The organism is Neptuniibacter pectenicola, assembly GCF_001597735.1.
Lineage (GTDB): Bacteria > Pseudomonadota > Gammaproteobacteria > Pseudomonadales > Balneatricaceae > Neptuniibacter > Neptuniibacter pectenicola.
In genome coordinates this window covers 296,446-321,247 of sequence record NZ_LUTS01000004.1, presented here as the reverse complement: position 1 = coordinate 321,247, position 24,802 = coordinate 296,446, and the positions used below count along the sequence as shown (strand labels likewise).

Here is a 24,802-nt window from a genome sequence, read left to right as displayed (position 1 = left end):
TTTTTTTGCAGTGCGGTATGATAATACTGAAACAGCTTATCTGTATTGTAAAGCAGGTATGTGATGTTTTTTTGAACAGATGAGTGAATTGTTAGAAAATACAATAAGCCCTATAAATGCTCTGTTTCAGTGCAAACTTAAGCACCAAAAAAGCACGAAGTTAGCTGTTTGTTTATCCATTTACTCAATGTTACAATCGGCCAATAGTTATCCATAAAACATGGAGTGTTACGATGCGACGCACAATAATTTCTTTGGCTATAGGTGTATTACTACCTTTTTCAGCCAGCTATGCGGATATTTCGGAAGGATTAGCTTCAAATGCGCCAACGGTAGATGTTTTATCCGAGGCTCTAGCCCACTGCCTTTACGAAGACGCCGGTACTGTAGTAAATAACTGTACAACTGCCGATATAGATACGCTTATGTCGAATGTGGCAGCCGTTAACAAAAACTTATTAGATAGTTTTGTTACCGCAGGAATTGAAAGCGGCTTAGATCCGGTCGCGCTTGTTGAAGCGGCGATCAGAGCAGGTGCAAACCCCGAACTGGTAGCCCAAGCCGCTATTTTAGCCGGTGCTGACCCTACCGATGTTGCTCAAGCAACTGCGGCTGGCGGACAACCTCAAGGGACAGGTTTAGGTACTACACCTAGCCAAACGGGTAATGCAATTTCACCTCCGTCATTTGGCAGCAATGCAGGTAACGGCGGCGGTGGGAACCCAAGCCCAACCTAGATATTTTATAGATAAGAAAGCGCCTCTAGGCGCTTTTTTATTTACTAAATAAACATAAACTACCGATATTTTACTGAAATATCGATCTAGTATACTCACTTCTTATTAATAGAAATTTATATGTTGGCTTTTGATTTATGGACAGATCATCTGATCGCACGTTGTTTTATTTCTTTTTAGGTATTTTAATTTGGGCACCTTTACCTTTAGCCAGTAATCGACTGTGGTCCCTATCCCTGTTGTGCGGCTTAGTCCTGTTATTGTCTATTTTTGTTCTTTATAAACAGCTACATAATTTTTCTTTATCCACACCCTTAAAAAAATCATTACCGGTTATTGGGCTCATCTCTTTAGGAAATATTTGGATAAGCTTACAAGCCATTCCAGCATTAAACCTATCGATATCTCCCACTGATAGTTTGCATGATGCCGTGTGGGGATGGTGCCTATTAGCGACCTTCTGTTTAACCTTACAACTGGTTAGGAGCCGATCTAGAATTTTACTCACAGGTTATATCTTAGTGGGTTCGGCTCTATTCCAAGCAATTTATGGCAGTTTAATGACCTTGACCGGCTATGAATTCTCTTTTCTGATCCCTAAAGAGAGCTATCAAGGCGTTTCAACGGGCACATTTATCAACCGTAACAGCCAAGCAGGTTACTTAGTCATGTGCGTATCCCTTGGGATAGGCTTAATGATATCGACCTTAAAAGATGACGGCTCCCATAACTGGAGAGAGCGTGGACGGCGCTGGCTTACGGCCCTCCTTAGTCAGAAAATAGTGCTTAGAATTTCATTGCTGATAATAGTTGCAGGGTTGGTAATGACTCACTCACGCATGGGGAATACCTCGTTTTTTGCCAGCTTGATGATCATGGGAGTGCTCGGTTTAATTCTGAGTAGAAAAGCAACGCGCAGCATGATTATTCTGCTTAGTAGTTTAATTATTTTAGATATTTTTGTGGTCGGTACTTTTTTTGGTGTTCAGGAAGTCGCTGATAGACTGCAAAAAACGAGTATTGAGAAAGAGTCTCGTGACGAAGTCGCCAAAGCTACGATTAACCTTATGCAGCCCCAGTTATTAACCGGCACCGGTGCCGGTACTTTTTATACGGCCTTTCCTGAATATAGAACCAAGGATGTTGGGCGCGGCTTTTATGTGAATACGCATAATGATTACCTTGAGTTTAGTTCTGAATTTGGTTTACTAGGTGCAGCCCCCCTCGCCTTAACCTTATTACTCACTCTAGGCGCTGGACTTTATGCACAATACAAACGACGCGATAAGCTATTACGAGGCATCGCTTTTGGCGCGTCTATGTCGATCATTGCCATGCTGATTCACGCAACCGTTGATTTTAATCTTCAAATGCCAGCCAATGCTTTAACCTTTATGGTGATATTAGCCTTCGCTTGGATTGCCGTGTTTAAAAAAACGGAAAAGAAAAAACGCAAGATGTAGGATATAAAATTCATTCGCTCACAGGGTGAGCTCCTACACAGGCCTTCCGTGTAGGAGGCCAGCCCCTGGCCGAAGGGTTGTGGTTTCGAGCGTAATTCATTCGCTCTGGCACCCGTTCCGGGCATAAAGGGTGAGCTCCTACACAGGCTGTGCGTGTAGGAGGCCAGCCCTCTGGCCGAAAGATTGTGGTTTGATTGGGTTTGGAGCGTAATTCATTCGCTCTGGCACCCGTGCCGGGCATAAAGGGTGAGCTCCTACACAAGCCGTGCGTGTAGGAGGCCAGCCCTCTGGCCGAAGATATTGAATTTTAGATTTTATAGGATGGTGTTATGGATCGTGAAACAACAGAAACCAAACAGAAAGACTGGTTTGAAAACGGCCTCATGCAACGCCTACCTAGCGATATGCACGATAGCTTTACGGCTGAACAGGTCGCCGCCCTTAAAGTTGCGTTTGGTGCACGCAAATGGGGTAAGCACCCTATCGACCTGAGGGGCACCATAAACATCTGGAGCTGGCGTTACTATTTCGTGTTTTTGATGGGACGAAACCAACGCTCACTTAGCCGAAGAGAGCGACGTATCTCATTAATGATAAAAACATTCTGTCTCTTTTTATTTTTAGCCTTCTCAACATTAATGGGCCTTCTGGTTCTCTATTTAGCTAAGTCGGCGGCAGGAATAGATCTTTTCCCTGGATTCTCGCTCGGTATTTGGGGTTGGTTTAAAGGAACATTTCTCTAGATCGACGGTAAATTATGCACTAACACTCCGTCCGCGACCGATGCCGTAATACGCTAAACCGTGACGTTCAACTTGTTGTGGGTCATAAAGGTTTCTACCATCAAAAATTACCGGCTGACGTAAAGTGCCTTTAATTTGATCAAAATCTGGTGCCCAAAAGGCTTTCCATTCAGTACAAATAACAAGCGCATCTGCGCCCTGTAGCGCACTTTCTTTAGTCCCGACTAACTCAAGATCCTCTCTACAGCCATAAATACGTTGCGTCTCCTCCATCGCCTCTGGGTCATATGCACGAACCTTTGCACCCTGTTCCCACAGGGATTCCATCAAAACGCGACTGGTTGCTTCTCGCATATCATCCGTCTTAGGCTTAAACGACAACCCCCACAAAGCTATTGTCTTACCTGATAAATCACCCGCAAAATAACGGCTGATTCGATCAAATAAAACCTCTTTTTGACGATAGTTTACCGCTTCAACCGATTTTAAAAGCTGAGCATCATAGTTAATACTGTTAGCGGTATGCACAAGCGCTTGCACATCCTTTGGAAAACATGAGCCACCATACCCGCACCCCGCATAGATAAAGTGATACCCAATCCGTTCGTCCGACCCAATTCCTCGACGTACATTTTCGATGTCCGCACCAAGGTATTCAGCAAGACGGGAGATCTCATTCATAAAACTAATTTTAGTTGCCAGCATACAATTAGCCGCATATTTTGTTAGTTCAGCACTCCGAACATCCATAAAAATCATGCGATCATGGTTACGATTACACGGAGCGTACAACTCTCTCATCTGAGCTTTTACATATTCACTGGCCGTACCAATAATTATACGATCAGGGCGCATACAATCATTAACCGCCGCCCCTTCTTTTAAGAACTCGGGGTTTGATACTACATAATGCTCTATCGCCTCTCCACGTGTAGCCAACACCTCTGACACTTGGCTTAACACTTTATCTGCAGTGCCCACAGGCACAGTAGATTTATCAACAATGATTTTTTTCGAGGTCATATGCGTAGCAATAGTGCTTGCGACGGCTAGGACATACTTAAGATCAGCTGCTCCGTCTTCGTCCGGAGGTGTTCCAACAGCGATGAATTGAATTTCAGCGTGTCTCACCCCCTCTGCCGCATCGGTGGTAAAACCCAAACGACCTTCGCCATAATTCCTTTCGACGATTGATGTTAAACCTGGTTCATAGATTGGAATGATGCCATTTTTTAGATCATTTATTTTATCGCTATCAACATCAACACAAACCACATCATGACCAAAATCAGCTAAAACCGCAGCCTGTACCAGACCAACATAACCTACACCAAAAACCGTAACCTTCATCTATCACTCTTCCATCATTATCGATTAACCCATATGTATACCGATCATGAGTGAAACAATTATTTCAGAAGCGTTGCATTTACATGACGGCGATAAACCCCCTTACGGGAGAAGAATCTCTGGCTGAAGAGGCATATATTTTTATAGTTTGAGGGCGTAATTCATTCGCCCGGGCACCCGTTCCGAGCATAAAGGCCGGGCTCCTACAGGGTGCACTTGTAGGAGGCCAGCCCCTGACCGAAGGGTTGTGGTTTCTAGCGTAATTCTTCGCTCACGGGGTGAGCTCCTACAAGATGTGGTTGTGGCACGATGCTTAGCTCTGGCACCCGTTCCGGGCATAAGGATGAGCGCCTACAAGTAGATGCAATCCCACCACGGATATTCTCTTATGGTCTTTACGATACCGGCCCTCACGGGATTGAGAATGATATATCTAGCGATATTTTTTATATCCTCTTCCTTTCGCAATGCGTGATCGTAGAAGCCTTTTTGCCAGATTTTTCCAGCCTTGTGACTAATGAAAACTTTTAGCAGACGGACGGTGTGGGATGAGCTTTTCCGGTCGTTTAATTGCATTAGCCAATGGATATGGTCTGGCATGATGACAAAGGCGATGGTGGTTGCCTCTGGTGTTAAACGTTTAATGGAGTGTATCGCGTGTTTTGCGAGACAAGGGTCAGAGAAAACTGGACGGCGGTTAGCGCAGGTTAATGTGAGGTGGTAAATCTGATTTGGTTGCGAATAGCGCCCCACCCGCAATGATTGAGCATTAGCTTTTTGCATGTCCACATCCTTGTGACTTTATGCGTTGTTTGTAATTGTGAAGACAAGGTAAACCCTTATTTTTGGAGTATAGAAGATTTTAAGAGTGAAGCGTAATGCTTCGTTCTGGTAACCGCCTACCAAGGTGCATTTGTAGGAGGCCAGCCTCTGGCCGAAGGGTTGTGGCTTGGAGCGTAATTCATTCGCTCACGGGGTGAGCTCCTACACAGGCCCTGCGTGTAGGAGGCCAGCCTCTGGCCGAAGGGGTTTGGTGTTTTATAGGCATAAAAAAACGGCGATTTCCTGCACAGAATCGCCGTTCGGTATCTACCCCCTTGAAAAAAAGCGCCTCCGAAGAGGCGTTGAGCCAAGGGATTGGTAAATGGGTGTGGCCGCTGGTTATAGAACCAGTCGACGGATGTCGCTAAGCAAGCTGTTTAGGTAAGTAAGGAATTTACCTGCATCGCCGCCGTTGATCGCGCGGTGATCGTAAGATAGGCACAAAGGCAGCATCTTACGTGGTTCAAACTCTTTACCGTTCCAACGGGGCTCAATATCCGCTTTTGAAACGCCCAAAATAGCCACTTCAGGTGCATTTACAATCGGTGTAAAGCCTGTACCACCGATGCCCCCTAAACTTGAGATTGTGAAGCATGCACCCTGCATTTCTGCGGGTTTTAGCTTACGATCTTTAGCCTTGCCTGCCAGTTCAATCGCTTCCGTTGATAGTTCGTAGATGCTCTTCTTATCTGCATCTTTAATCACGGGAACCATCAAGCCATTCGGTGTATCCACCGCCATACCGATGTTGACGTATTTTTTATAAACAATATGTTCGCCGTCAGCATGCAGTGATGCGTTGAACTTAGGATGTGCTTTAAGCGCCATTGCTATCGCTTTTAGCATGAACGGCAGTGGCGTTAGACGCACACCTGATTTAGCCGCTTCATCCTTCATCTCTTTACGGAACGCTTCTAAGTCGGTGATATCCGCTTTATCGAACTGTGTAACATGCGGAATATTCAACCAACAACGGCTCATGTTGTCACGAGTGATCTTAGCAATCTTGCTAAGCTTCTCTACTTCAATTTCACCAAACTTACTGAAATCAATTTCAGGGATCGCAGGAATACCTGAACCACCTGTAACCGCGCCACCTTTCGGTTTTGTAGCCAGTTCTTTCAGTGCCGCTTTAACGTAAGCCTGGACGTCTTCTTTAAGAATACGACCACGGCGGCCAGAGCCAGATACGAGCGCAAGCTCAACACCGAATTCACGCGCAATGGCTCGAACCGATGGACCTGCATGTATCGCTTTGTTTTTCTTCTCTAGCTCAGCTTTGTCTATATTCGCAGCGGGGGCTGGCGCTGCTTTAGCAGGTGCCGCTTTTGCAGGCGCTGGCGCAGCGGGTGCTGCTGCAGAAGGAGCCGGAGCCGCCACAGGAGCTGGCGCAGCCTCGCGCACGGGGTGGCTTCCTACAGTTTCCAACTCAAGTAGCAAATCACCTTCATTAACCGTGTCACCGTCTTTTATCTTCATGGAGATAACAACACCGCCTTTAGGTGCGGGTACTTCCATCGATGCTTTATCGGTTTCTAATACGATTAAGCTGTCGCCTTCGGCAACGGTGTCACCATCCTTAACTAGGACTTCAACAACATCCACATCCGTCGCACCTGATAGATCAGGTACTAAAACGTTTTCTTTGCCGCCCGCGACAGGGGCTGGAGCAGGTGCCGTTGCGACTGGCGCAGACTCAGCTGCCGGTGCTACGGCTGCAGGAGTGGCTTCAGCCTGAGGCTGCCCTCCCACACTTAGATCAGCCAGCACGTCGCCTTCGTTGACTGTATCGCCTTCTTTTATCTTCATGGAAACCACGACACCGGATTTCGGAGCGGGGACTTCCATAGACGCTTTGTCGGTTTCAAGTACGATTAAGCTATCGCCTTCTTCAACACTGTCTCCGTCTTTAACTAAGACCTCAACAACGTCTACATCCGTTGCACCTGATAGATCAGGTACTAAAATCGTTTCTACTGCTGATGCAGCAACAGGTGCCGACACCGGCGCTGCAGCAACGGCTGCTGGCGCAGGTGCTGCAACTTCAGCAACCTCGACAGGCGCCGCTTCAACCGATGCCCCTGTATCTAGTTCAAGAAGGACATCGCCTTCATTAACTTGATCATCAACATTAATTTTTACGGAAACCACGGTACCGCTATGGGTAGAGGGCACTTCCATTGACGCTTTGTCTGTTTCCAGAACAATTAAGCTATCGCCTTCGCTAATAGTGTCGCCAGCGCTAACCAGCACTTCAACCACATCAACATCGGTTGAGCCTGATAAGTCAGGAACTGTAATTGTGGTAATACTCACGATAAATCCTCCAGTTCTAAGCCGTTAGAAGTTCAACGCAGACTTAAACAGTCCACGGTGCCGGTTTAGCCGGGTTAATGTTGAACTTCTGCATGGCTTTAGCGACTTCAGCGCCTTCAACCTTGCCCTCTTCTTGAAGCGCTTTAAGCGCCGCAACAACCACGTAGTGGCGGTTAACTTCAAAGAATTCACGTAGCTTAGTACGTGTATCAGAGCGACCAAAACCGTCAGTACCTAGTACTTTAAAGTTACGTGGAATGTATTCACGTAGCTGATCAGCATAAGTACGCATGTAGTCAGTTGATGCGATAACCGGGCCTTCGCCACGGCTTTCAATACACTGAGTAACATAGGCTTTTTGAGGTTCTGACTCTGGATTTAGCATGTTCCAACGCGCAACTGACATGGCTTCGCGACGCAGCTCATTGATAGAGGTCGTGCTCCAAATATCAGATTCGATACCGTAATCATCACGTAAAATCTCTGCCGCAGCTTCCACTTCACGTAAGATTGTGCCGCAACCCATTAGCTGAACGCGCTTGTCTGCGTCTTTACCTTCTTTAAGAAGATACATACCTTTGATGATGCCTTCTTCGGCACCTTGCGGCATGGCTGGGTGGTGGTAGTTTTCGTTCATAGTTGTGATGTAGTAGAAACGGTTTTCCTGTTCCTGATACATACGACGCATACCGTCCTGAACAATAACCGCAAGCTCATAACCGTAAGTCGGATCGTATGATTTACAGTTAGGGATCATCTGCGCCATTAGATGGCTGTGACCATCCTGATGCTGTAGACCTTCACCGTTTAGCGTTGTACGACCTGAAGTCGCACCAATCAAGAAGCCACGCGCCTGCATATCGCCCGCTGCCCATGCCAAGTCCATAACACGCTGGAAACCAAACATAGAGTAGTAGATATAGAACGGAACCATTGTGCAGTTATTGTTTGCGTAAGAGGTAGCCGCAGCCATCCACGCAGACATAGCACCTGCTTCATTGATACCTTCTTCTAAGATCTGACCTGTTTTAGATTCTTTATAAAACATGATCTGATCAGAGTCATGCGGCACATAACGCTGTCCAGCCGAGGTATAAATACCTAGCTGACGGAACATACCTTCCATACCAAACGTACGCGCTTCATCAGGTACGATAGGGACAACACGTTCACCCATTTTTTTGTCTTTAACCAGTGTGCTCATGACACGGTTAAGTACCATCTGAGTGGATGCGGTACGTTTACCACTATCTTTTAGCTGACCTTCAAAGTCGGATAATGGTGGTGTCTCTAGTTTTTCGAACTCGGTACGGCGTACTGGGTAGAAACCACCCAAGCTCGCACGGCGTTCGAACATGTATTTCATTTCAGGTGAGTCAGGTGCTGGACGGTAGTAAGGCACGTCCTTCAATTGATCATCTGATAGAGGGATATTAAAGCGATCACGGAAATCTTTTAGATCATCGATCGCCACTTTTTTCATGGAGTGGGTATCGTTTTTCGCTTCGCCTGACTTACCAGTACCGTAACCTTTTACTGTCTGTGCAAGGATAACGGTTGGCTGACCTTTATGATTAACAGCTTCATTGTAAGCTGCAAATACTTTGTAAGGATCGTGGCCACCACGGTTAAGGTTCATGATGTCGTCGTCTGACAGGTCAGCAACTAGCTCAAGTAACTCTGGGTATTTACCAAAGAAGTGCTCACGGGTATAAGCGCCACCGTTAGCTTTGTAGTTCTGCAATTCACCATCGCAGACTTCATCAAAACGCTTCTGTAGTAAGCCTTTTGTATCTTTCTCAAAGAGTGCATCCCAATGACGACCCCAGAGACATTTAATAACGTTCCAGCCAGCGCCGCGGAAGATACCTTCGAGTTCCTGTACGATCTTGCCGTTACCGCGTACTGGGCCATCAAGGCGCTGCAGGTTACAGTTAACAACAAAGATTAGGTTCTCTAAACCTTCACGTCCCGCTAGCGAGATAGCACCCAAGGATTCAGGTTCATCACACTCACCATCACCCAAAAATGCCCATACTTTTCGATCGCCACGATTAATTAATTCACGTGCCGAAAGGTAACGCATAACGTGTGCTTGGTAGATCGCCTGAATCGGACCTAGACCCATAGATACCGTTGGGAACTGCCAGAAATCAGGCATAAGCCAAGGGTGTGGGTAAGATGAAAGACCGTGACCATCAACTTCACGACGGTAGTTATCCATCTGTTCTTCAGATAGACGTCCTTCTAAGTAAGCGCGTGAATAGATACCGGGAGAGATATGCCCCTGGAAGAAGACCATGTCAGATTCCTGACCTTCGTTACCACGGAAAAAGTAATTAAAACCGATATCGTAGAGTGTTGCAGATGAGGAGAAAGAGGAGATATGACCGCCTAGGCCATCATCATTATCATTGGCTCGCATGACCATGGCCATTGCGTTCCAGCGAATAAAGGAGCGAATACGACGTTCCATAAATAGATCGCCTGGCATTCGTGCTTCATCTTTCACCGAAATAGTGTTTCGGTAAGGTGTCGTCAATACCGATGCTGAATCAACACCCATATCGTTCGCTTTTTCACCTAACTTTCTTAAAATATATTTTGCACGGTCGTCGCCATTGTTTTTGGCAACCGATTCCAGTGCATCCAACCATTCTTGTGTTTCAATTGGATCAACGTCATCAATAATGTCTAACACTTTGACCTCTCCACTCTAAGTTAACGCAACGTATAGGGAATCTAAGTTGATTCCTTCTATTGTTATGACTTTTTGCCAGTAGCCCTGCTCACCTTAAAAAGCACAAAAGGACGCCTGATCAAGTCTTATAATAATTTTCGTGTAGTAATACTACATAAATATAACTAAAGTGTCTACAAATCGTAAACAACTACAGCTTAAGTAGTAAAAATTGTTTACTTCGCCACTCAGTCTTGTAATTTTAGTACATTATAAGTTAGTACTAATATTCGCACGTCGCAGCGCTCGTTCTAATCGGGTATTTTCGCGCTCGCCTTCAAGCAGGGCATCTTCAACATAAGCCAGATGGTGATGGGCCGCTTGGCGCGCTTTTTCTGGATCGCCGTCTAAAATCGCATCCATTAATACTTTGTGCTGGTCGTGTATCTTTTCTCGATACTCCGAGCGCGGATAAATGTTTTTCAAGTTATCCCAAATATGTTCACGTAACAGGCTAAACAGCGCCCGCATCATATGTAGCAAGACCATGTTGTGCGTAGAGGCCGCAATCGCTAAATGGAAATCCACATCCGCATAAACCTCTTTCTGTATCTCTTTATTGTCATGGTGGTGCTGTAGATCGGCATAGGCTTGTAAAATAGCCTCTTTATCTGCCGGGGTACTTCTTAACGCTGCATAATAAGCCGCAACCCCTTCGAGCGCATGACGAAACTCCAACAGGTCATATTGTGCTTCTGGATGCGTCCTAAATAGTTCTAGTAGAGGATCAGAGAAAGATCCACCTAAATCTTCAGATACATAGGTTCCACCACCCTGCCGACTAATAAGCAGCCCTTTAGCTGCTAATTTTTGTACAGCCTCGCGCAACGATGGGCGGGACACATCAAACTGCTTTGCCAGCTCTCGTTCGGGAGGTAATTTCTGTCCAGGCTTGAGAATACCTTCCAGAATCATCACCTCCAGCTGCCCCATGATGACATCTGAAATTTTAGGTTGTTTAACCCGACTGTAACTCATATTTTCCACTCAACTGATATTGGTATGACCAATATCAATACTAGATTAATCTAATGAATCAAAACAAGCCCTGAATGTTTTTTATTCACAATATCGACCCAAAGTAGTACAGAAACCCTTTATATTGCAAACCATAGAATCACTTTATAAAGATTCTAAAATCTAGACTATAGTCGTTAAAATAAAAAAAGATATTGACATGCACTGCTCAAAAAAAATACAGTATGAAGTCTCTTGTGGTAAATTGGTAATACCAATTGGGATTAATGCAGTGCAGCATAGATTAGCTACAACCGAAATCTCCCTCTGCCTGCAGCAACACTCTAACTATAAAAAATAAATCTCTAGAGGATGTGACATGAAAAAGTTCGCCAAATCTTTAATCTCCGCTGCTGTTCTAACAGCCGCTGTGGCAAGCGTATCCGCCCCAGTACAAGCAGCTGACAAGCTACTACTGAAAACCCCTATCGCGTTCGGCTCTCACTTACCTGCACTTGGCACACCGATTGTTTGGGTTGCCGATCAGCTAAAGATCATCAGTGGCGGCAACGTAAGAATGAAGATTTATGAGCCAGGCAAACTGGTTAGCCCGAAAGAGATTTTAGATGCAGTATCTTCAGGCAAAGTAAACTCAGGTTACGCAACAGCGGGTTATTGGCAGGGTAAAATCCCTGCAGCTTCACTTTTCTCTGCGGTTCCGTTCGGCCCTGAAGCCGGCGAATATATGGCATGGTTGTACTACGGTAACGGTATGACTTTGTATCAAGAGATGTATGACTCATCAGGCTATAACGTTAAAGTTATGCCATGTGCGATTATCTCCCCTGAAACATCCGGTTGGTTTGCTAAACCGATTGAGAAACCAGAAGACCTTAAAGGTCTAAACATGCGTTTCTTCGGGCTGGGTGCATCCGTCATGGAAAAACTGGGCGTAGGCACGGTTCAGCTTCCAGGCGGCGAGATCTTTGGCGCACTTGAGAAGGGTGCGATCGATGCATCTGAGTTCTCTCAGCCTGCCATTGACCAACGTCTAGGCTTCCACAAAATCGTAAAATACAACTATTTCCCAGGTTGGCATCAGCAAGCAACGATCTTCGAATTGTTGATCAACAAAGATGCGTGGGCTGACATGAGCAAGAGCCAGCAGGCACTTATAGAAACAACCTGTAAAGCATCTATCACCAATTCAATTGCTGAAGGTGAAGCGATGCAGTTCCCAGTAATGGAGAAAGCGAAAGAAAACGGCGTGCATATCCGCTACTGGAATGAAACGATGCTTAACACGTTCCAAACTACATGGAATGAAGTGGCCGCTGAAAAATCTGCCGCTGACCCATTCTTCAAGAAAGTATGGGATGACCTAAGCACGTTCCGTAAAGGTTACGACCTATGGGAAGCGAATGCATTCCTTCCGCGTGCAACTAAGTAATATGACATAACTTCGGAAAGCCACCAGCCTTCTGAAGAAAACAGGGTAGCAACAGCTACCCTGTTTATTTTGGGATCGATCGAACGACCTCATTTGGTTTTTACCATCGCCCCATCGCGTTTGTTTATAATTATAAATAAGTCAGCTCTTATACAGATGTCCTACACTGTATGAATCTGATGACGAGCAACGAAGGTACGTTTCAGTGACTGAAAACGATACACTGCCCCGAGTGCCACTCGCGGATGCAATTGATAGATTCATCCAGCGAATAGGTCAAACCATTGCTTGGACTTATGTCGTTCTAGTATTGGTAATCATGCTTCAAGTTATTTTACGCAAAGGTTTTTCCAGTGGATTAATCGCATTAGAAGAGCTGCAATGGCATCTCTACTCTATTGGCGTAATGTTTGGCTTATCTTATGCCCAAACTACCAATTCCCATATCCGTGTAGACCTGTTCTATGCACACATGCGTGCAAGAACACGGCGTATTATCGAGATTATTAGTATTGTTACGCTTGTACTGCCTTTCATCATTGTCATTTTTTTACATAGTATCGACTTTGTTACGGAAGCGTGGCGCGTTAACGAAGCCTCGGAAGCGGCCTCAGGCCTACCGTGGCGATGGGCGATTAAAGGTGTTATCCCCGTCAGTTTTGCCCTACTCGGCCTTGCCGTTGTTTCACGTTTTATTCGAGATTTTACTTTATTAATTAAAGGTGACGACTGATGGATGCGAATGAGATTCTCGTTATCGCGATGTTCCTATCGTTCATCGCGCTACTCTTCACAGGCATACCTGTTGCTTGGGTATTAGGCGGTATTGGTATTGCTTTCGCTTTTTTAGGTCAATTTGCGGATAACAACCTAGACACGATGACGGGGTTGGATTACACCACGTTAGGACTAGTGGTAAACCGTTTATGGACCATTATGGAAAACTGGATATTGGTCGCACTCCCCATGTTTATATTTATGGGGATCATGCTTGATAAATCCGGTGTAGCTGAACGTTTAATGCAATCGATGCAAGAGCTGTTTGGGCGCGTACATGGCGGTTTAGCCATTACCGTCACAGCGATAGGCATTATCTTAGCGGCCTCTACCGGCATTATTGGTGCGTCCGTTGTACTCCTTGCCGTCATGTCGTTACCGGCCATGACGAAACAAGGCTACAACATGCCTTTAGCCTTAGGGACTATCGCGTCTGCGGGCACCTTAGGTATTTTAATCCCACCTAGCATTATGCTTGTCATCATGGCCGATCAATTAGGTTTATCGGTTGGCGATCTCTTTATGGGTGCCGTCTTCCCAGGCTTGATGCTGGGTATGCTCTATATCATCTATATTCTTATTCGCGGTAAGTTAAAACCTGAAGACCTACCTGTCCCAGATGATGCCAAACCCGTTACCGCAGCCATTGTGTTTAATGTACTCAAAGATGTATTGCCGACCGTTGCCTTAATTGTGGTGGTGTTAGGCTCTATTTTTGCCGGTATTGCAACGCCGACAGAAGCCTCTGGTGTCGGTGCATTTGGTGCAACGTTACTCGCCATATACAACAAGCGCTTTAGTATTCCGGTACTGAAAGAGGTTGTTGGCGGCACGATGAATACAACGGCGTATATCTTCGCTATTTTTATTGGTGCAACCTGCTTTGCCTTAGTACTACGTGAGCTTGGCGGCGATGAGATGATTGAATCATTTCTAACCGGTCTTCCGTTTGGTCCTTATGGCATTATCTTCTTTATTCTGGGCGTTATCTTTCTGCTTGGGTTCTTCTTGGATTGGATTGAGATCACGCTCATTATCTTGCCCCTGCTTGCGCCGGTCATATCGGCCTTGGGCTTAGATATATCTGCACCCGGTATCGATAACCCCGAACTGGTGTGGTTTGTCATGCTAGTCGCCATGGCACTCCAAACATCCTTTTTGACCCCGCCCGTTGGGTTTGCCCTCTTCTATTTAAAAGGGGTCTGCCCGCCAAATGTAAAAATCACTGATATTTATAAAGGCGTCGTGCCATTTATTATGATTCAGCTGGCTGCTTTATTGATCTTAGTATTTTGGCCTCAGCTTGTACTGTGGTTGCCCACAGTGGCTTATAGCTAATACTAAACCTGAGGCCCTGCCCCCAACGGGTAGGGGCCTCTCCTATTAAGACATAATCTGGTTATTCTCTTCACAAGTGAGGTGTGAACAATGCAACAGGGCCATCAGGACTTCTATAATGCTCTTCGGGAGTTTATCCCCGAGACGCGCCTGATTACAGACCCTCTTCGTACCCTAGCCTACGGCACGGATGCTAGTTTTTATCGTTTGATTCCACAGATTGTGGTGCGTGCTAGTGATGAAGAAGAGATTATTAAAATTGTAAAACTAGCGGACCGACACAATACACCTGTCACGTTTAGGGCCGCAGGTACAAGCTTATCTGGCCAAGCCATTACCGATTCAGTGTTGGTACAACTGGGCGATGGCTGGGATAACTATAAAATTAGCGACGATGGCAGCACCATCACCCTTCAACCTGGGGTCATCGGCGGTAATGCAAACAAATACTTAGCCCCTCTCAACAAAAAAATAGGCCCCGACCCTGCGTCAATTAATACAGCCAAAATCGGCGGTATTGCAGCCAACAACGCCAGTGGCATGTGTTGCGGCACAGCGCAAAACAGCTATCGCACCTTAAACAGTATGCGTGTCGTTCTGGCCGATGGCTCCGTGCTCGACACGGCGGACCCCGAAAGTATTGAGCACTTTCGCCGCTCCCACAGCGTGTTATTAGATTCACTGGACTGTTTATCTCAACAGACACGTACCAATGATGATTTACGCGAACGTATTGAGCACAAGTACCGACTAAAAAATACGACAGGCTACGCCTTAAACTCGCTGGTTGATTACGAAGATCCCATCGATATATTGCAGCATTTGATGATCGGCTCAGAAGGCACGTTAGGGTTCATCTCAAACATCACCTACAACACGGTTGATGAGCATGAACACAAAGCCACTGCGCTCATCTTCTTCAATACCGTACGCACCACCTGCGAAGCGGTCGCGATTCTCAAAAAGACACCGGTATCAGCGGTAGAACTGATGGATCGTGCGGGCCTACGCTCTATAGAGAATAAAGCGGGTATGCCGCCGTTTATCAAAGAGCTACCCAATGATGCCGCCGCTCTTTTAGTTGAAACCCGTGCAGCCGATGCAGCAACGCTTCAGCAACAGGTTGATGCGATAGCAGCCTCTATCTCAGGGCTAGAAACCACAAAGCCTATTGAGTTTTCAACAGACCCTGCGGTTAATGCGCAATTTTGGGCTATACGTAAAGGCTTATTCCCAGCGGTGGGCGCCGTTAGGCTCACAGGCACAACCGTTATTATTGAGGATGTCGCCTTTCCGGTTGAACAACTCGCCGACGCTGTTCACGACCTTCACCAGCTATTTACTAAGTGGAACTATAGTGAAGCACTGATCTTCGGCCATGCCCTAGAAGGTAATTTACACTTTGTCTTTACCCAATCGTTTGATACGCAAGCTGAGATTGATCGCTATGACGGCTTAATGGACGAGGTGTGCAAACTGGTTGTGCATAAATATAACGGCTCCCTTAAAGCGGAGCATGGCACTGGCCGTAATATGGCACCCTATGTGGAGATGGAATGGGGTGTTGATGCCTATCGCTTAATGTGGGAGTTAAAAGAACTACTCGACCCGCGTGGCATTCTAAACCCTGGCGTTATTCTAAATAAAAACAGCAATGTTCATTTAGAGAACTTAAAGTCCTTACCGGCTGCCGATGAGCTTGTGGATAAGTGTATCGAATGTGGTTTTTGTGAACCCACCTGCCCGTCCCGTGCCTTAACCTTAACGCCTCGCCAACGTATTGTGCTGTGGCGCGAAATCGCCCGTTTAGAGAAAAGCGGCGAAGACCCTGAACGGCTAGCCACCTTAAGAAAAGAGTATCAATATCAAGGGACTGATACCTGTGCGGCTTGCGGATTATGCTCAACAACCTGTCCTGTCGGCATTAATACGGGCGACCTGACCCGCTCCATCCGCAGCAGGAAGAATGAGAACCATACTAAACTGGCCCAATGGCTCGCCGAACATTACGGCGGGCTAACCAGCGCAACTCGTGCCACCTTTAAAATTGCCGATGTTACCCATGGGGTCATAGGCACTAAGGCAATGAGTGCGATTACCAATACCGCGCGCAAAGTCACCGGTGGGCTTGTTCAACAGTGGTCTCCGTCAATGCCGAAAGCCGCGCCTAAAGTTAAGGCCTATCAACCTACGCCCGATGAAACAGGCCCCGAGGTTGTCTACTTACCCAGTTGCGCAAGCCGAACGATGGCCCCTTCCCGCGGTGAAGAGGATCAGACCCCGTTAGCGGATAAGACCCTTCAACTGCTACGAAAAGCGGGCTTTAACGTCATTATTCCAGAAGGCCTTGATAATCTTTGCTGTGGTATGCCTTTTCAATCTAAAGGTATGTTTGAAGCGGCAGATTATAAAGCGAATGAAACCGAACGTTTCTTGCTGGATTGCACGGACCAAGGAAGAATTCCGGTCTATTCCGACACAAGTCCTTGCAGTCTTCGTTTGCAGGAAAATATGGATGCTAAAATTAAGCTCTATGATAGCATCGACTTTATAGATCAGTTTGTACTGGACCGTTTAGTCGTGACACCGACAACGGATGCCGTTGCGTTACATATAACCTGTAGCGCCACACGTATGGGCCAAGCTGAAAAGATTAAACGCATTATTAAGGCATGCTCAAGTAATGTGGTTATTCCTGATCACATCACCTGCTGCGGTTTTGCTGGTGATAAGGGCTTTAGCACGCCGGAGTTAAACGCGTCGTCTTTACGCACCCTAAAAGATCAAGTTAAAACCTGTAACACCGGCTATTCAACCAGTCGTACCTGTGAAATAGGTCTAACCCATCACAGTGGCATTGATTACAAATCTATTGTTTATTTACTTGATCGTTGTAGCCAACCGAAACAAGTAAACGATAACAGTAATCCTGAAAACTCACAGATCTCGGTTCAACCGTTATAATCTGCTTTAATAGAGGATATAGAAGATGGCACTCCCTCAGATAAAAACGATTCTTTACGCAACCTCGTTGGGCAAACATACTCGCCCAATTTTTCGCCAAGCGGTTAAACAAGCAAGCCTAAACAATGCAAAGATCGTTATGTTGCATGTTGTTGAGCCGATGGGAGAGATGGGGCACGCGCTTATCCAACATTATGTAACTGAAGAACTGATTCAAAAAATGCATGATGAAGGGATTCAAGCGATACATGAGAATATGAAAGAACGGGTCGCCCAGTTTTGTGCGGATGAGCTTGAGAGCTTAGAGCACCCTATCGTATTGGATATTGAGCATAAAGTCGCTGAAGGCCATCACGCTGACTCCATTGTCAAAGCCGCAACATCGGTGAATGCTGACCTGATTATTTTAGGCGCAGAAAACCGCTTTGGGCATCATAGCAACACCAGCCAGCAGGTTATTCGTCACGCAAAAGTACCTGTCATGGTTGTACCAACGGGTAAAAACTTCGAATAAGCCCAACCAAAGCCGGTTAACGATCAATAAAGGCTTTGTGCCATTTAAGAAGGAAGTTGTAGGTGGATACACAAAGTCTTTTACTTGAACGGATATTCTTAACCGTTTTCCCACTGGTGGCCATCGTCACCGTGGGATTTTACTATGCGCGGCGCTATAAGATTGATATGACCACCGCAAATCAGGTCAATATTGATGTATTTGTACCCGCACTTATCTTCTCTGTACTCTCGGCTGAATCATTCGATTTAGTCCAGTTTCAAGATCTTGCTATATGTGCCGCAATCGTCGTTATCGGCTCCGGCATATTGCTGTTTCCAGCCTGTAAATTACTCGGGGTTCACCCGAAAACATTTATCCCTCCCATTATGTTTAGCAATAGCGGCAACTTAGGCATTCCACTGATGGTTTTAGCCTTTGGTGAAGACGCACTGTCAGCCGCGGTTGTTCTATTTTTGGTGGAAAATGTGCTGCACTTTACAGTTGGCATCTACATCTTAGATCATAAAACACGGCTCATTAACCTGCTTAAAATGCCGATGATTGCCGCCACGATTCTTGGTTTAATCTGGAGTGGTTTTGATCTATCAGTACCCCAAGCCGCTGCAACCTGCATCGATATGCTCGGACAAATTGCGATTCCATTGATGCTTTTTGCCTTGGGGGTTCGCATGACCAGTGTTGACCTTAAAAACTGGAGGATTGGGACCTATAGTGCCGTATTATGCCCCGCTAGCGGTATTCTCTTAGCCTTAGCCTGCCAGCACTTTATGCAGCTTAGCTCCGAGCAGTTTGCCTATTTAGTTGTGTTTGGCGCCCTTCCTCCAGCGGTACTCAACTATATGATTGCCGAACGCTATAATCAGGAGCCTGAACAGGTCGCATCCATTGTGTTAATCGGTAATATCGGCAGCTTGCTCTTTCTCCCATTAACGCTGGCCTTTGTGCTATAAGATCTATCTGATAAACAGCATCCGATAAAAAGCGTGTTATGAGTATAAAAATTGGGATTGATCTAGGCGGGACGAAGATAGAGGTGATCGCGCTAACCGAACAGGGTAAACCTCTTTTTCGACAACGTACCCATACCCCCCAAGGGGATTACAACGCCACCGTTAATTGCATTGCAGAACTCGTAACCGCCGCGGAACAAGCCTGCCAAGATCACGCCGAAGCGATAGGGGTTGGTATACCCGGTGCCATCTCCCCCGCCACAGGGCTGATAAAAAACGCAAATTCAACCTGCCTCATTGGGCAGCGCTTAGATGACGATCTAGAAAAATTACTTAAACGCCCTATTCGTCTTGCCAATGATGCCGATTGTTTTGCCCTGTCTGAAGCGATCGATGGTAGTGCGGCCGGTTACAACAGTGTGTTTGGCGTTATTCTAGGTACGGGAGTCGGTGCGGGTATTGTGATTAATAAAACATTACTGAGCGGCCCTAATGCCATCTGCGGCGAGTGGGGACACAACCCTCTACCTTGGCCGGTACCGTCTGATAATCTGCAACGTGCCTGCTACTGTGGCAAACAGGACTGCATTGAGACCTTTCTCTCTGGCCCTGGGTTTTCATCCGCATTACCTAGCAACACAGGACTCACTAGCCTTGCGATCTGGCAACGTGCCAGAGCGGGAGACCGCAGCTGCCAAACCCATTGTGATTTATATATAGAGCAACTTAGCAAAGCCCTAGCGTCGATTATCAATGTTCTTGATCCTAGCGTTATTGTGCTCGGCGGCGGGCTTTCAAATATTGATGAGATCTATGAGCAGGTCCCTAAACGATTAGCCACTTACCTTTTTTCTGCCAGCCATCACAGTGATCCTGTTTTAACCCCGATCGTCAAAGCAAAATACGGCGACTCTAGCGGTGTCCGTGGCGCTGCTTGGCTATAAAAGCCTGCGAATAAGCCAACCTTACCAGATAGATGATCCAGCACGGCCCTCACTTATTCGCAGGGTATGGCGGCTATTTCTTCGGTTTAGCCTCAGGTTTAGAGATAAGAATCGCATCACGGTTTTTATCAACGGTCGCCGCCCCAATCCCTTTCACTTCGGTCAGTTGATCTGCCGTTATAAAAGGCCCATGTTCGGTTCGGTATGCAACGATCGCTTTCGCTTTTGCAGGGCCTACGCCTTTTAAGGCGTCAGAGATCTGCTCAGCCGATGCGGTATTAATATCAATTGAGGCTGCAAAGGTAGGAAAAGAGAATGCACAGATAGATGCAAGAATAAGTACACGAATAGAACTCAATACAGAGCTCATCTGGATAGAGTATTTCATTAGTAAAATCCTTTTTTTGATAGTGATCTGGCTATCCTTAGCCAGATCTTATTTATAGCCTGCTTACACGCTTAAATCAACGGGCTTAATTCAGCATCGATACGAGCAAGCGATTCTATCGGTGAATCCGCTTTAGTAATGGGACGGCCAATCACAAGGTAATCACTACCGGCAGTAATAGCAGCGGACGGTGTCATGATGCGTTTCTGATCGCCCATATCCGCGTCGGCAGGCCTAATGCCTGGCGTCACTAACTTAAAATCTGGCGCGATAATGTCACGTAGAGGTTTTACTTCCTGCGCAGAGCAAACCACACCGTGCAAACCGCTCCGTTCAGTTAATGCCGCAAGTCGCTTCACTTGCTCTAGTGGATCGATATCTAAACCGATTTCCTGCAGGTCCGAACGCTCCATACTGGTTAAAATGGTCACAGCAATTAATAAGGTATTACTACCGTTAACTTGCTCAAGCTCATTACGTGCCGCTTCCATCATTTTACGACCACCCGATGCATGCACATTGACCATCCATACACCCAACTCCGCTGCGGCTCTAACCGCTTTCGCCGTTGTGTTTGGAATATCATGAAACTTAAGATCTAAAAACACTTCAAACCCTTGGCTTTGAAGCGCTTCAACAATCCCAGGACCGCAACGGGTAAACAGCTCTTTACCCACCTTAACGCGACAACGCTGGGGATCAAGCTGCTTAGCCATCGCCAGTGCTTGCTGCTGATCAGGGTAATCTAGCGCAACGATGACGCGTTTTTTATCTACTGACATATCTATTCTCTAAAGTTTGTTATTCGCCTTCGAGCCCTTGGATAGGCTTTGTTGTACCCCAGCTTTTACAGGATGGGCATTGCCAAAGCAGCGAACGGCCTGAAAAACCGCAACTGTTACAACGATAAACCGGTTTAGACAGTTCTAACTGCCCTGTTAAGCCGCGTAAAACAGTTAAGCTATCCTTGGCACTTTCTGAGCCGTATTCTATATGAAGATCGATTAAGCTATTAAACCCTTTTATTGAAGGGCGACGTTTTAATTCTTCAGTAATGAAACTGCCTGCCGCATAGATACCACGATCGGCGCGTATCTGTTCCGCTAAGGCAATAATCGCAGTTGTAGACGGCGCCTGTGCTAAGCACGTACGCAGATACTCGGTGTATTCCCGTTGATTATTCAGCTGGGCATAACACTCGCCCAGTAGCGGAATCGCCTCCGATACAAACAGCTTATCTAACTTAGCGATCGCTTTAAGCTGCTTGATCGCCGCTTTCCATTGACCAGCCGCCATCGCGACACGCGCCAACATAAAGCAGACCCGCACATTATCCGTTTCAAACTGTTCTGCACGCTTTAAATAACTCACGGATAAGCTGTGCTTCTTCGCCGCTATCGCCTGTTCTGCCAGTTCACAGCAGTAATGCGCTAACTCGGTCGCAATACTTTTTCGTTCCTCAACATCCAGCTGCTGTGCCGTATTTAAAGCCTGCTCCCACTCGCCCTCTTTTTCATAGAGCTTTATCAACAGACGTAATGCGCTATGCCGGATACTTTTTGTTGATCCGGATTTGATGATCTCTTGCAGCAGGTTTTCTGCGCGATCTAATAACCCTACCGCATAGTAATCTCGCGCTAACGCCATCTGAATCCGCATAAAATCGGACCGTGTCAGGTCTGGCCGCGCTAATAGTTTCTGATGAATTTGAATCGCCCGATCCACATCGCCTTTACGACGAAATAACTTAGCGAGCGAGAGGTGTGCGGGGATAGTATCTGAGTTAATTTCGAGGGCGCGGATAAAACTCTCAATCGCTTCATCCACTTTTTCGTTAAGCAGGTAGTCTAACCCGGTAAAGTATTCACTACTCAGGCTTGTTTGCGGACGAGAGGCTTTACTCTGGCGCTCCCGCCTTCCTAGAAACCACCCAATAGCGATAGCAATGACTAAAGGTACTATTAGGACGTAGTTACCCAATAGACTATCTAAATTAAACGGCATCTTTTAGGTTAGAAACTCTCAGCTGGTCTAACTCTTTCTGAGTAGTAGCAATTTTACGGCGAGCAGAACCTAAACGGGTTTTTAGCATCCAAACTGTCATAACGCTTAACGTGACACCGATAAAACCACCCATCAAAAATGTCGCAATCAACCAAATGGACAAGCTTGCTTCTGGCAGTTGGAAAAAGACCAAATCAATAACGACTTTTTCTGTATTGTGAATCGTAAACATGATTCCAATCAGCAACACTGCCAAACAGAGCAATATAAGGATTAGGGTTTTTAAAAAACGCACGGTCGCACAACCTCAGTAACTATTTTTGAATTGAATCATTCACTTGCTCTCTAAGCTCTTTACCTGGCTTAAAGTGCGGGACATATTTTGCATCCAGTGCAACAGATTCACCCGTTTTAGGGTTACGCCCTGTTCGTGGCGCGCGGTAATGCAGTGAAAAACTACCAAACCCTCTGATTTCAATGCGATCACCCTGAGACAAAGACTCTGTCATATGATCAAGCATTGTTTTTACAGACAGCTCAATATCTTTTACTGACAGTTGATCATGGCGATCTACAAGTATTTCTATCAGTTCAGATTTAGTCATATCATGTTCCTCGATCTTTTGATCTTCTCGTAAACCGGAATTTACTCTGAGTCTGAGTCGACTTTATTCATCTGTGCTTTGATCAGGTCACCAATCGTTGTCGGACCCGATAGCCGAGTTTCAGACTGTTGGCTGACATTGTCTAATACTTTCTTCTCTTGCTGTATTTCTAACTGCTTAATTGACAGCACGATAGCCCGATTGCGGTTATCGATATTTGTGATTACGGCCTCAACCTCATCACCGACCTTGAAATGATCGCTGAGCTTTTCAATACGATCACGGGACGCCTCAGCAATTTTGATCGTTCCGTTAACACCCTCAGCTAAGGTGACAATTAAGACTTTGTCATTAACCTCTGAAACGGTGCCTTTAACAACAGTGCCTTTGCTCTTACCTGCACTAAAATTGCCGAAAGGATCAGCATCTAACTGCTTAATACCTAGCGCAATACGCTCTCTTTCAGCATCCACTGAAAGCACAGCTGCATCGACCTCATCACCTTTTTTATATCGCTTAACGGCATCTTTGTCATTTTCATCCCACGAAAGATCAGAGAGATGAACTAAACCATCGATACCACCCTCAAGGCCGATAAATATACCAAAATCGGTAATGGATCGAATTTTTCCGCTGAGACGGTCGCCTTTAGCGTAAGTTTCAGCAAAAGCTAACCAAGGATTCTGTTTACACTGTTTCATCCCTAGCGATATACGGCGTTTTTCTTTATCGATGTCTAATAACATCACATCGACTTCGTCTCCCACCTGAACCATTTTCGATGGGTGAACATTTTTATTGGTCCAATCCATCTCAGAAACATGGATTAAACCTTCAATACCATTTTCAACTTCAGCGAAACAGCCATAATCGGTCAAATTAGTGACACGGGCTTTCACCTTCATTCCGACAGTGTAGTTAGAGATCAGCTGAGTCCATGGATCATCACTAAGCTGTTTCAAACCGAGTGATACACGGCTTTTCTCTTTATCAAAGCGTAGCACTTTTACATCAAGCTCTTGCCCAACAGTTAAGGTTTCGCTTGGGTGTTTAACACGCTTCCACGCAATATCGGTAATATGCAGCAGTCCATCGATGCCGCCCAAATCAATAAAGGCACCATAGTCTGTAATATTTTTAACAATACCTTTGATCACTTGCCCCTCTTCCATGTTGGCAAGTAGCTGATCCCGTTCGATATTGTACGCCGCTTCCAGTACAGCACGGCGAGACACAACAATGTTGTTACGCTTGATATCAAGCTTAACAAGCTTAAATTCTAGCTCTTGGGATTCAAGATGAGAGGTATCTCTTACAGGACGAACATCAACTAACGAGCCGGGCAGAAAAGCATGGATCGTGTTGACATCTACAGTGAAACCGCCCCTAACTTTACCAGTAATACGGCCACGGACGATCTCATCATTTTCGAAAGACTTTTCAAGCTCAAGCCAGATTTCAGCGCGTTTCGCTTTTTCGCGCGACAGCTGTGTAGTGCCGAAGCCATCTTCCATCGCCTCAAGTGCGACTTTAACTTCGGACCCTACCTCAACACTCAGTTTGCCGTTCTCGTCAAAGAACTCCGCACGCGGGATGACACCTTCAGATTTGAGACCTGCATTGACAATGACAAAGTCATCCTCAATAGCCATTACTATTCCCGTGACTATTGCACCGGGTGCCATTTCTAATTCTTGAAGACTTTCTTCAAACAGCTCAGCAAAGCTCTCGCTCATA

Annotated in this window: 21 protein-coding genes; 10 read left to right on the top strand and 11 right to left on the bottom strand. The window is 46.0% G+C overall.

What is annotated here, in order from left to right; translation table 11 throughout:
- Positions 1-233 precede the first annotated feature (233 nt).
- The 3 genes from A3773_RS07745 (at position 234) to A3773_RS07735 (ending at position 2,943) form a co-directional block, all read left to right on the top strand.
- Positions 234-737, top strand: a complete 504-nt coding sequence (locus tag A3773_RS07745) for a hypothetical protein (protein ID WP_067984666.1) — start codon at positions 234-236, stop codon at positions 735-737.
- 137 nt (positions 738-874) lie between these two features.
- Positions 875-2,200, top strand: coding sequence for an O-antigen ligase family protein (locus A3773_RS07740; protein ID WP_067984665.1), 1,326 nt, complete (start codon positions 875-877; stop codon positions 2,198-2,200).
- Positions 2,201-2,529: 329 nt separating this feature from the next.
- Entirely contained in the window at positions 2,530-2,943 is a 414-nt protein-coding gene (locus A3773_RS07735) for a 3-phosphoshikimate 1-carboxyvinyltransferase (RefSeq protein WP_067984662.1), read from the top strand.
- Between the two features lie 12 nt (positions 2,944-2,955).
- On the opposite strand, the gene A3773_RS07730 is transcribed toward A3773_RS07735, so the two are convergent.
- The 5 genes from A3773_RS07730 to pdhR form a co-directional block, all read right to left on the bottom strand.
- On the bottom strand, positions 2,956-4,293 hold the full coding sequence (locus A3773_RS07730; RefSeq protein ID WP_067984660.1) for a UDP-glucose dehydrogenase family protein: 1,338 nt from the start codon (positions 4,291-4,293) through the stop codon (positions 2,956-2,958).
- Positions 4,294-4,644: 351 nt separating this feature from the next.
- Complete coding sequence (locus A3773_RS07725; protein WP_067984658.1) at positions 4,645-5,076, bottom strand: REP-associated tyrosine transposase; 432 nt, start codon at positions 5,074-5,076, stop codon at positions 4,645-4,647.
- A gap of 378 nt (positions 5,077-5,454) precedes the next feature.
- Positions 5,455-7,431: a dihydrolipoyllysine-residue acetyltransferase gene (aceF, locus tag A3773_RS07720; protein WP_067984657.1), complete on the bottom strand. Its 1,977-nt coding sequence runs from the start codon at positions 7,429-7,431 to the stop codon at positions 5,455-5,457.
- A gap of 43 nt (positions 7,432-7,474) precedes the next feature.
- Positions 7,475-10,132 (bottom strand): pyruvate dehydrogenase (acetyl-transferring), homodimeric type, encoded by a 2,658-nt coding sequence (gene aceE, locus A3773_RS07715; protein ID WP_231902167.1) that lies wholly within the window; start codon positions 10,130-10,132, stop codon positions 7,475-7,477.
- Between the two features lie 249 nt (positions 10,133-10,381).
- Positions 10,382-11,149, bottom strand: coding sequence for a pyruvate dehydrogenase complex transcriptional repressor PdhR (pdhR, locus tag A3773_RS07710; protein ID WP_067984655.1), 768 nt, complete (start codon positions 11,147-11,149; stop codon positions 10,382-10,384).
- Between the two features lie 358 nt (positions 11,150-11,507).
- Here pdhR and A3773_RS07705 point away from each other — a divergent pair, with 358 nt between their 5' ends.
- The 7 genes from A3773_RS07705 to A3773_RS07675 all read left to right on the top strand — a co-directional run bounded on the left by A3773_RS07705 (position 11,508) and on the right by A3773_RS07675 (position 20,068).
- Positions 11,508-12,578 carry a TRAP transporter substrate-binding protein gene (locus A3773_RS07705; RefSeq protein WP_067984654.1) on the top strand — a complete coding sequence of 357 codons (1,071 nt, stop codon included), beginning with the start codon at positions 11,508-11,510 and terminating at the stop codon, positions 12,576-12,578.
- A gap of 205 nt (positions 12,579-12,783) precedes the next feature.
- Positions 12,784-13,311 carry a TRAP transporter small permease subunit gene (locus A3773_RS07700; protein WP_067984652.1) on the top strand — a complete coding sequence of 176 codons (528 nt, stop codon included), beginning with the start codon at positions 12,784-12,786 and terminating at the stop codon, positions 13,309-13,311.
- Complete coding sequence (locus tag A3773_RS07695) at positions 13,311-14,693, top strand: TRAP transporter large permease (RefSeq protein ID WP_067984650.1); 1,383 nt, start codon at positions 13,311-13,313, stop codon at positions 14,691-14,693. The genes A3773_RS07700 and A3773_RS07695 overlap by 1 nt, the downstream gene beginning before the upstream one ends.
- Before the next feature lie 90 nt (positions 14,694-14,783).
- Complete coding sequence (locus A3773_RS07690; RefSeq protein ID WP_067984648.1) at positions 14,784-17,657, top strand: FAD-binding and (Fe-S)-binding domain-containing protein; 2,874 nt, start codon at positions 14,784-14,786, stop codon at positions 17,655-17,657.
- A gap of 25 nt (positions 17,658-17,682) precedes the next feature.
- Positions 17,683-18,171: a universal stress protein gene (locus A3773_RS07685; RefSeq protein ID WP_067984647.1), complete on the top strand. Its 489-nt coding sequence runs from the start codon at positions 17,683-17,685 to the stop codon at positions 18,169-18,171.
- A 62-nt stretch (positions 18,172-18,233) separates the two neighbouring features.
- Positions 18,234-19,124, top strand: coding sequence for an AEC family transporter (locus A3773_RS07680; protein ID WP_067984645.1), 891 nt, complete (start codon positions 18,234-18,236; stop codon positions 19,122-19,124).
- Between the two features lie 38 nt (positions 19,125-19,162).
- Positions 19,163-20,068: an ROK family protein gene (locus A3773_RS07675; RefSeq protein WP_075109507.1), complete on the top strand. Its 906-nt coding sequence runs from the start codon at positions 19,163-19,165 to the stop codon at positions 20,066-20,068.
- 73 nt (positions 20,069-20,141) lie between these two features.
- On the opposite strand, the gene A3773_RS07670 is transcribed toward A3773_RS07675, so the two are convergent.
- The 6 genes from A3773_RS07670 to rpsA form a co-directional block, all read right to left on the bottom strand.
- Positions 20,142-20,456, bottom strand: coding sequence for a ComEA family DNA-binding protein (locus A3773_RS07670; RefSeq protein ID WP_231902166.1), 315 nt, complete (start codon positions 20,454-20,456; stop codon positions 20,142-20,144).
- Positions 20,457-20,527: 71 nt separating this feature from the next.
- A complete protein-coding gene (gene pyrF / locus A3773_RS07665; RefSeq protein WP_067984643.1) occupies positions 20,528-21,238 on the bottom strand; it encodes an orotidine-5'-phosphate decarboxylase in 711 nt (236 codons plus the stop codon).
- Positions 21,239-21,257: 19 nt separating this feature from the next.
- Positions 21,258-22,436, bottom strand: coding sequence for a lipopolysaccharide assembly protein LapB (lapB, locus tag A3773_RS07660; RefSeq protein ID WP_231902165.1), 1,179 nt, complete (start codon positions 22,434-22,436; stop codon positions 21,258-21,260).
- 13 nt (positions 22,437-22,449) lie between these two features.
- Positions 22,450-22,692, bottom strand: coding sequence for a LapA family protein (locus tag A3773_RS07655; RefSeq protein WP_231902164.1), 243 nt, complete (start codon positions 22,690-22,692; stop codon positions 22,450-22,452).
- Positions 22,693-22,774: 82 nt separating this feature from the next.
- On the bottom strand, positions 22,775-23,065 hold the full coding sequence (locus tag A3773_RS07650; protein ID WP_067984638.1) for an integration host factor subunit beta: 291 nt from the start codon (positions 23,063-23,065) through the stop codon (positions 22,775-22,777).
- A gap of 41 nt (positions 23,066-23,106) precedes the next feature.
- The gene (gene rpsA, locus A3773_RS07645) at positions 23,107-24,801 is read right to left on the bottom strand and encodes a 30S ribosomal protein S1 (protein WP_067984735.1); all 1,695 of its coding nucleotides are present in this window, start codon (positions 24,799-24,801) and stop codon (positions 23,107-23,109) included.
- Position 24,802 lies beyond the last annotated feature (1 nt).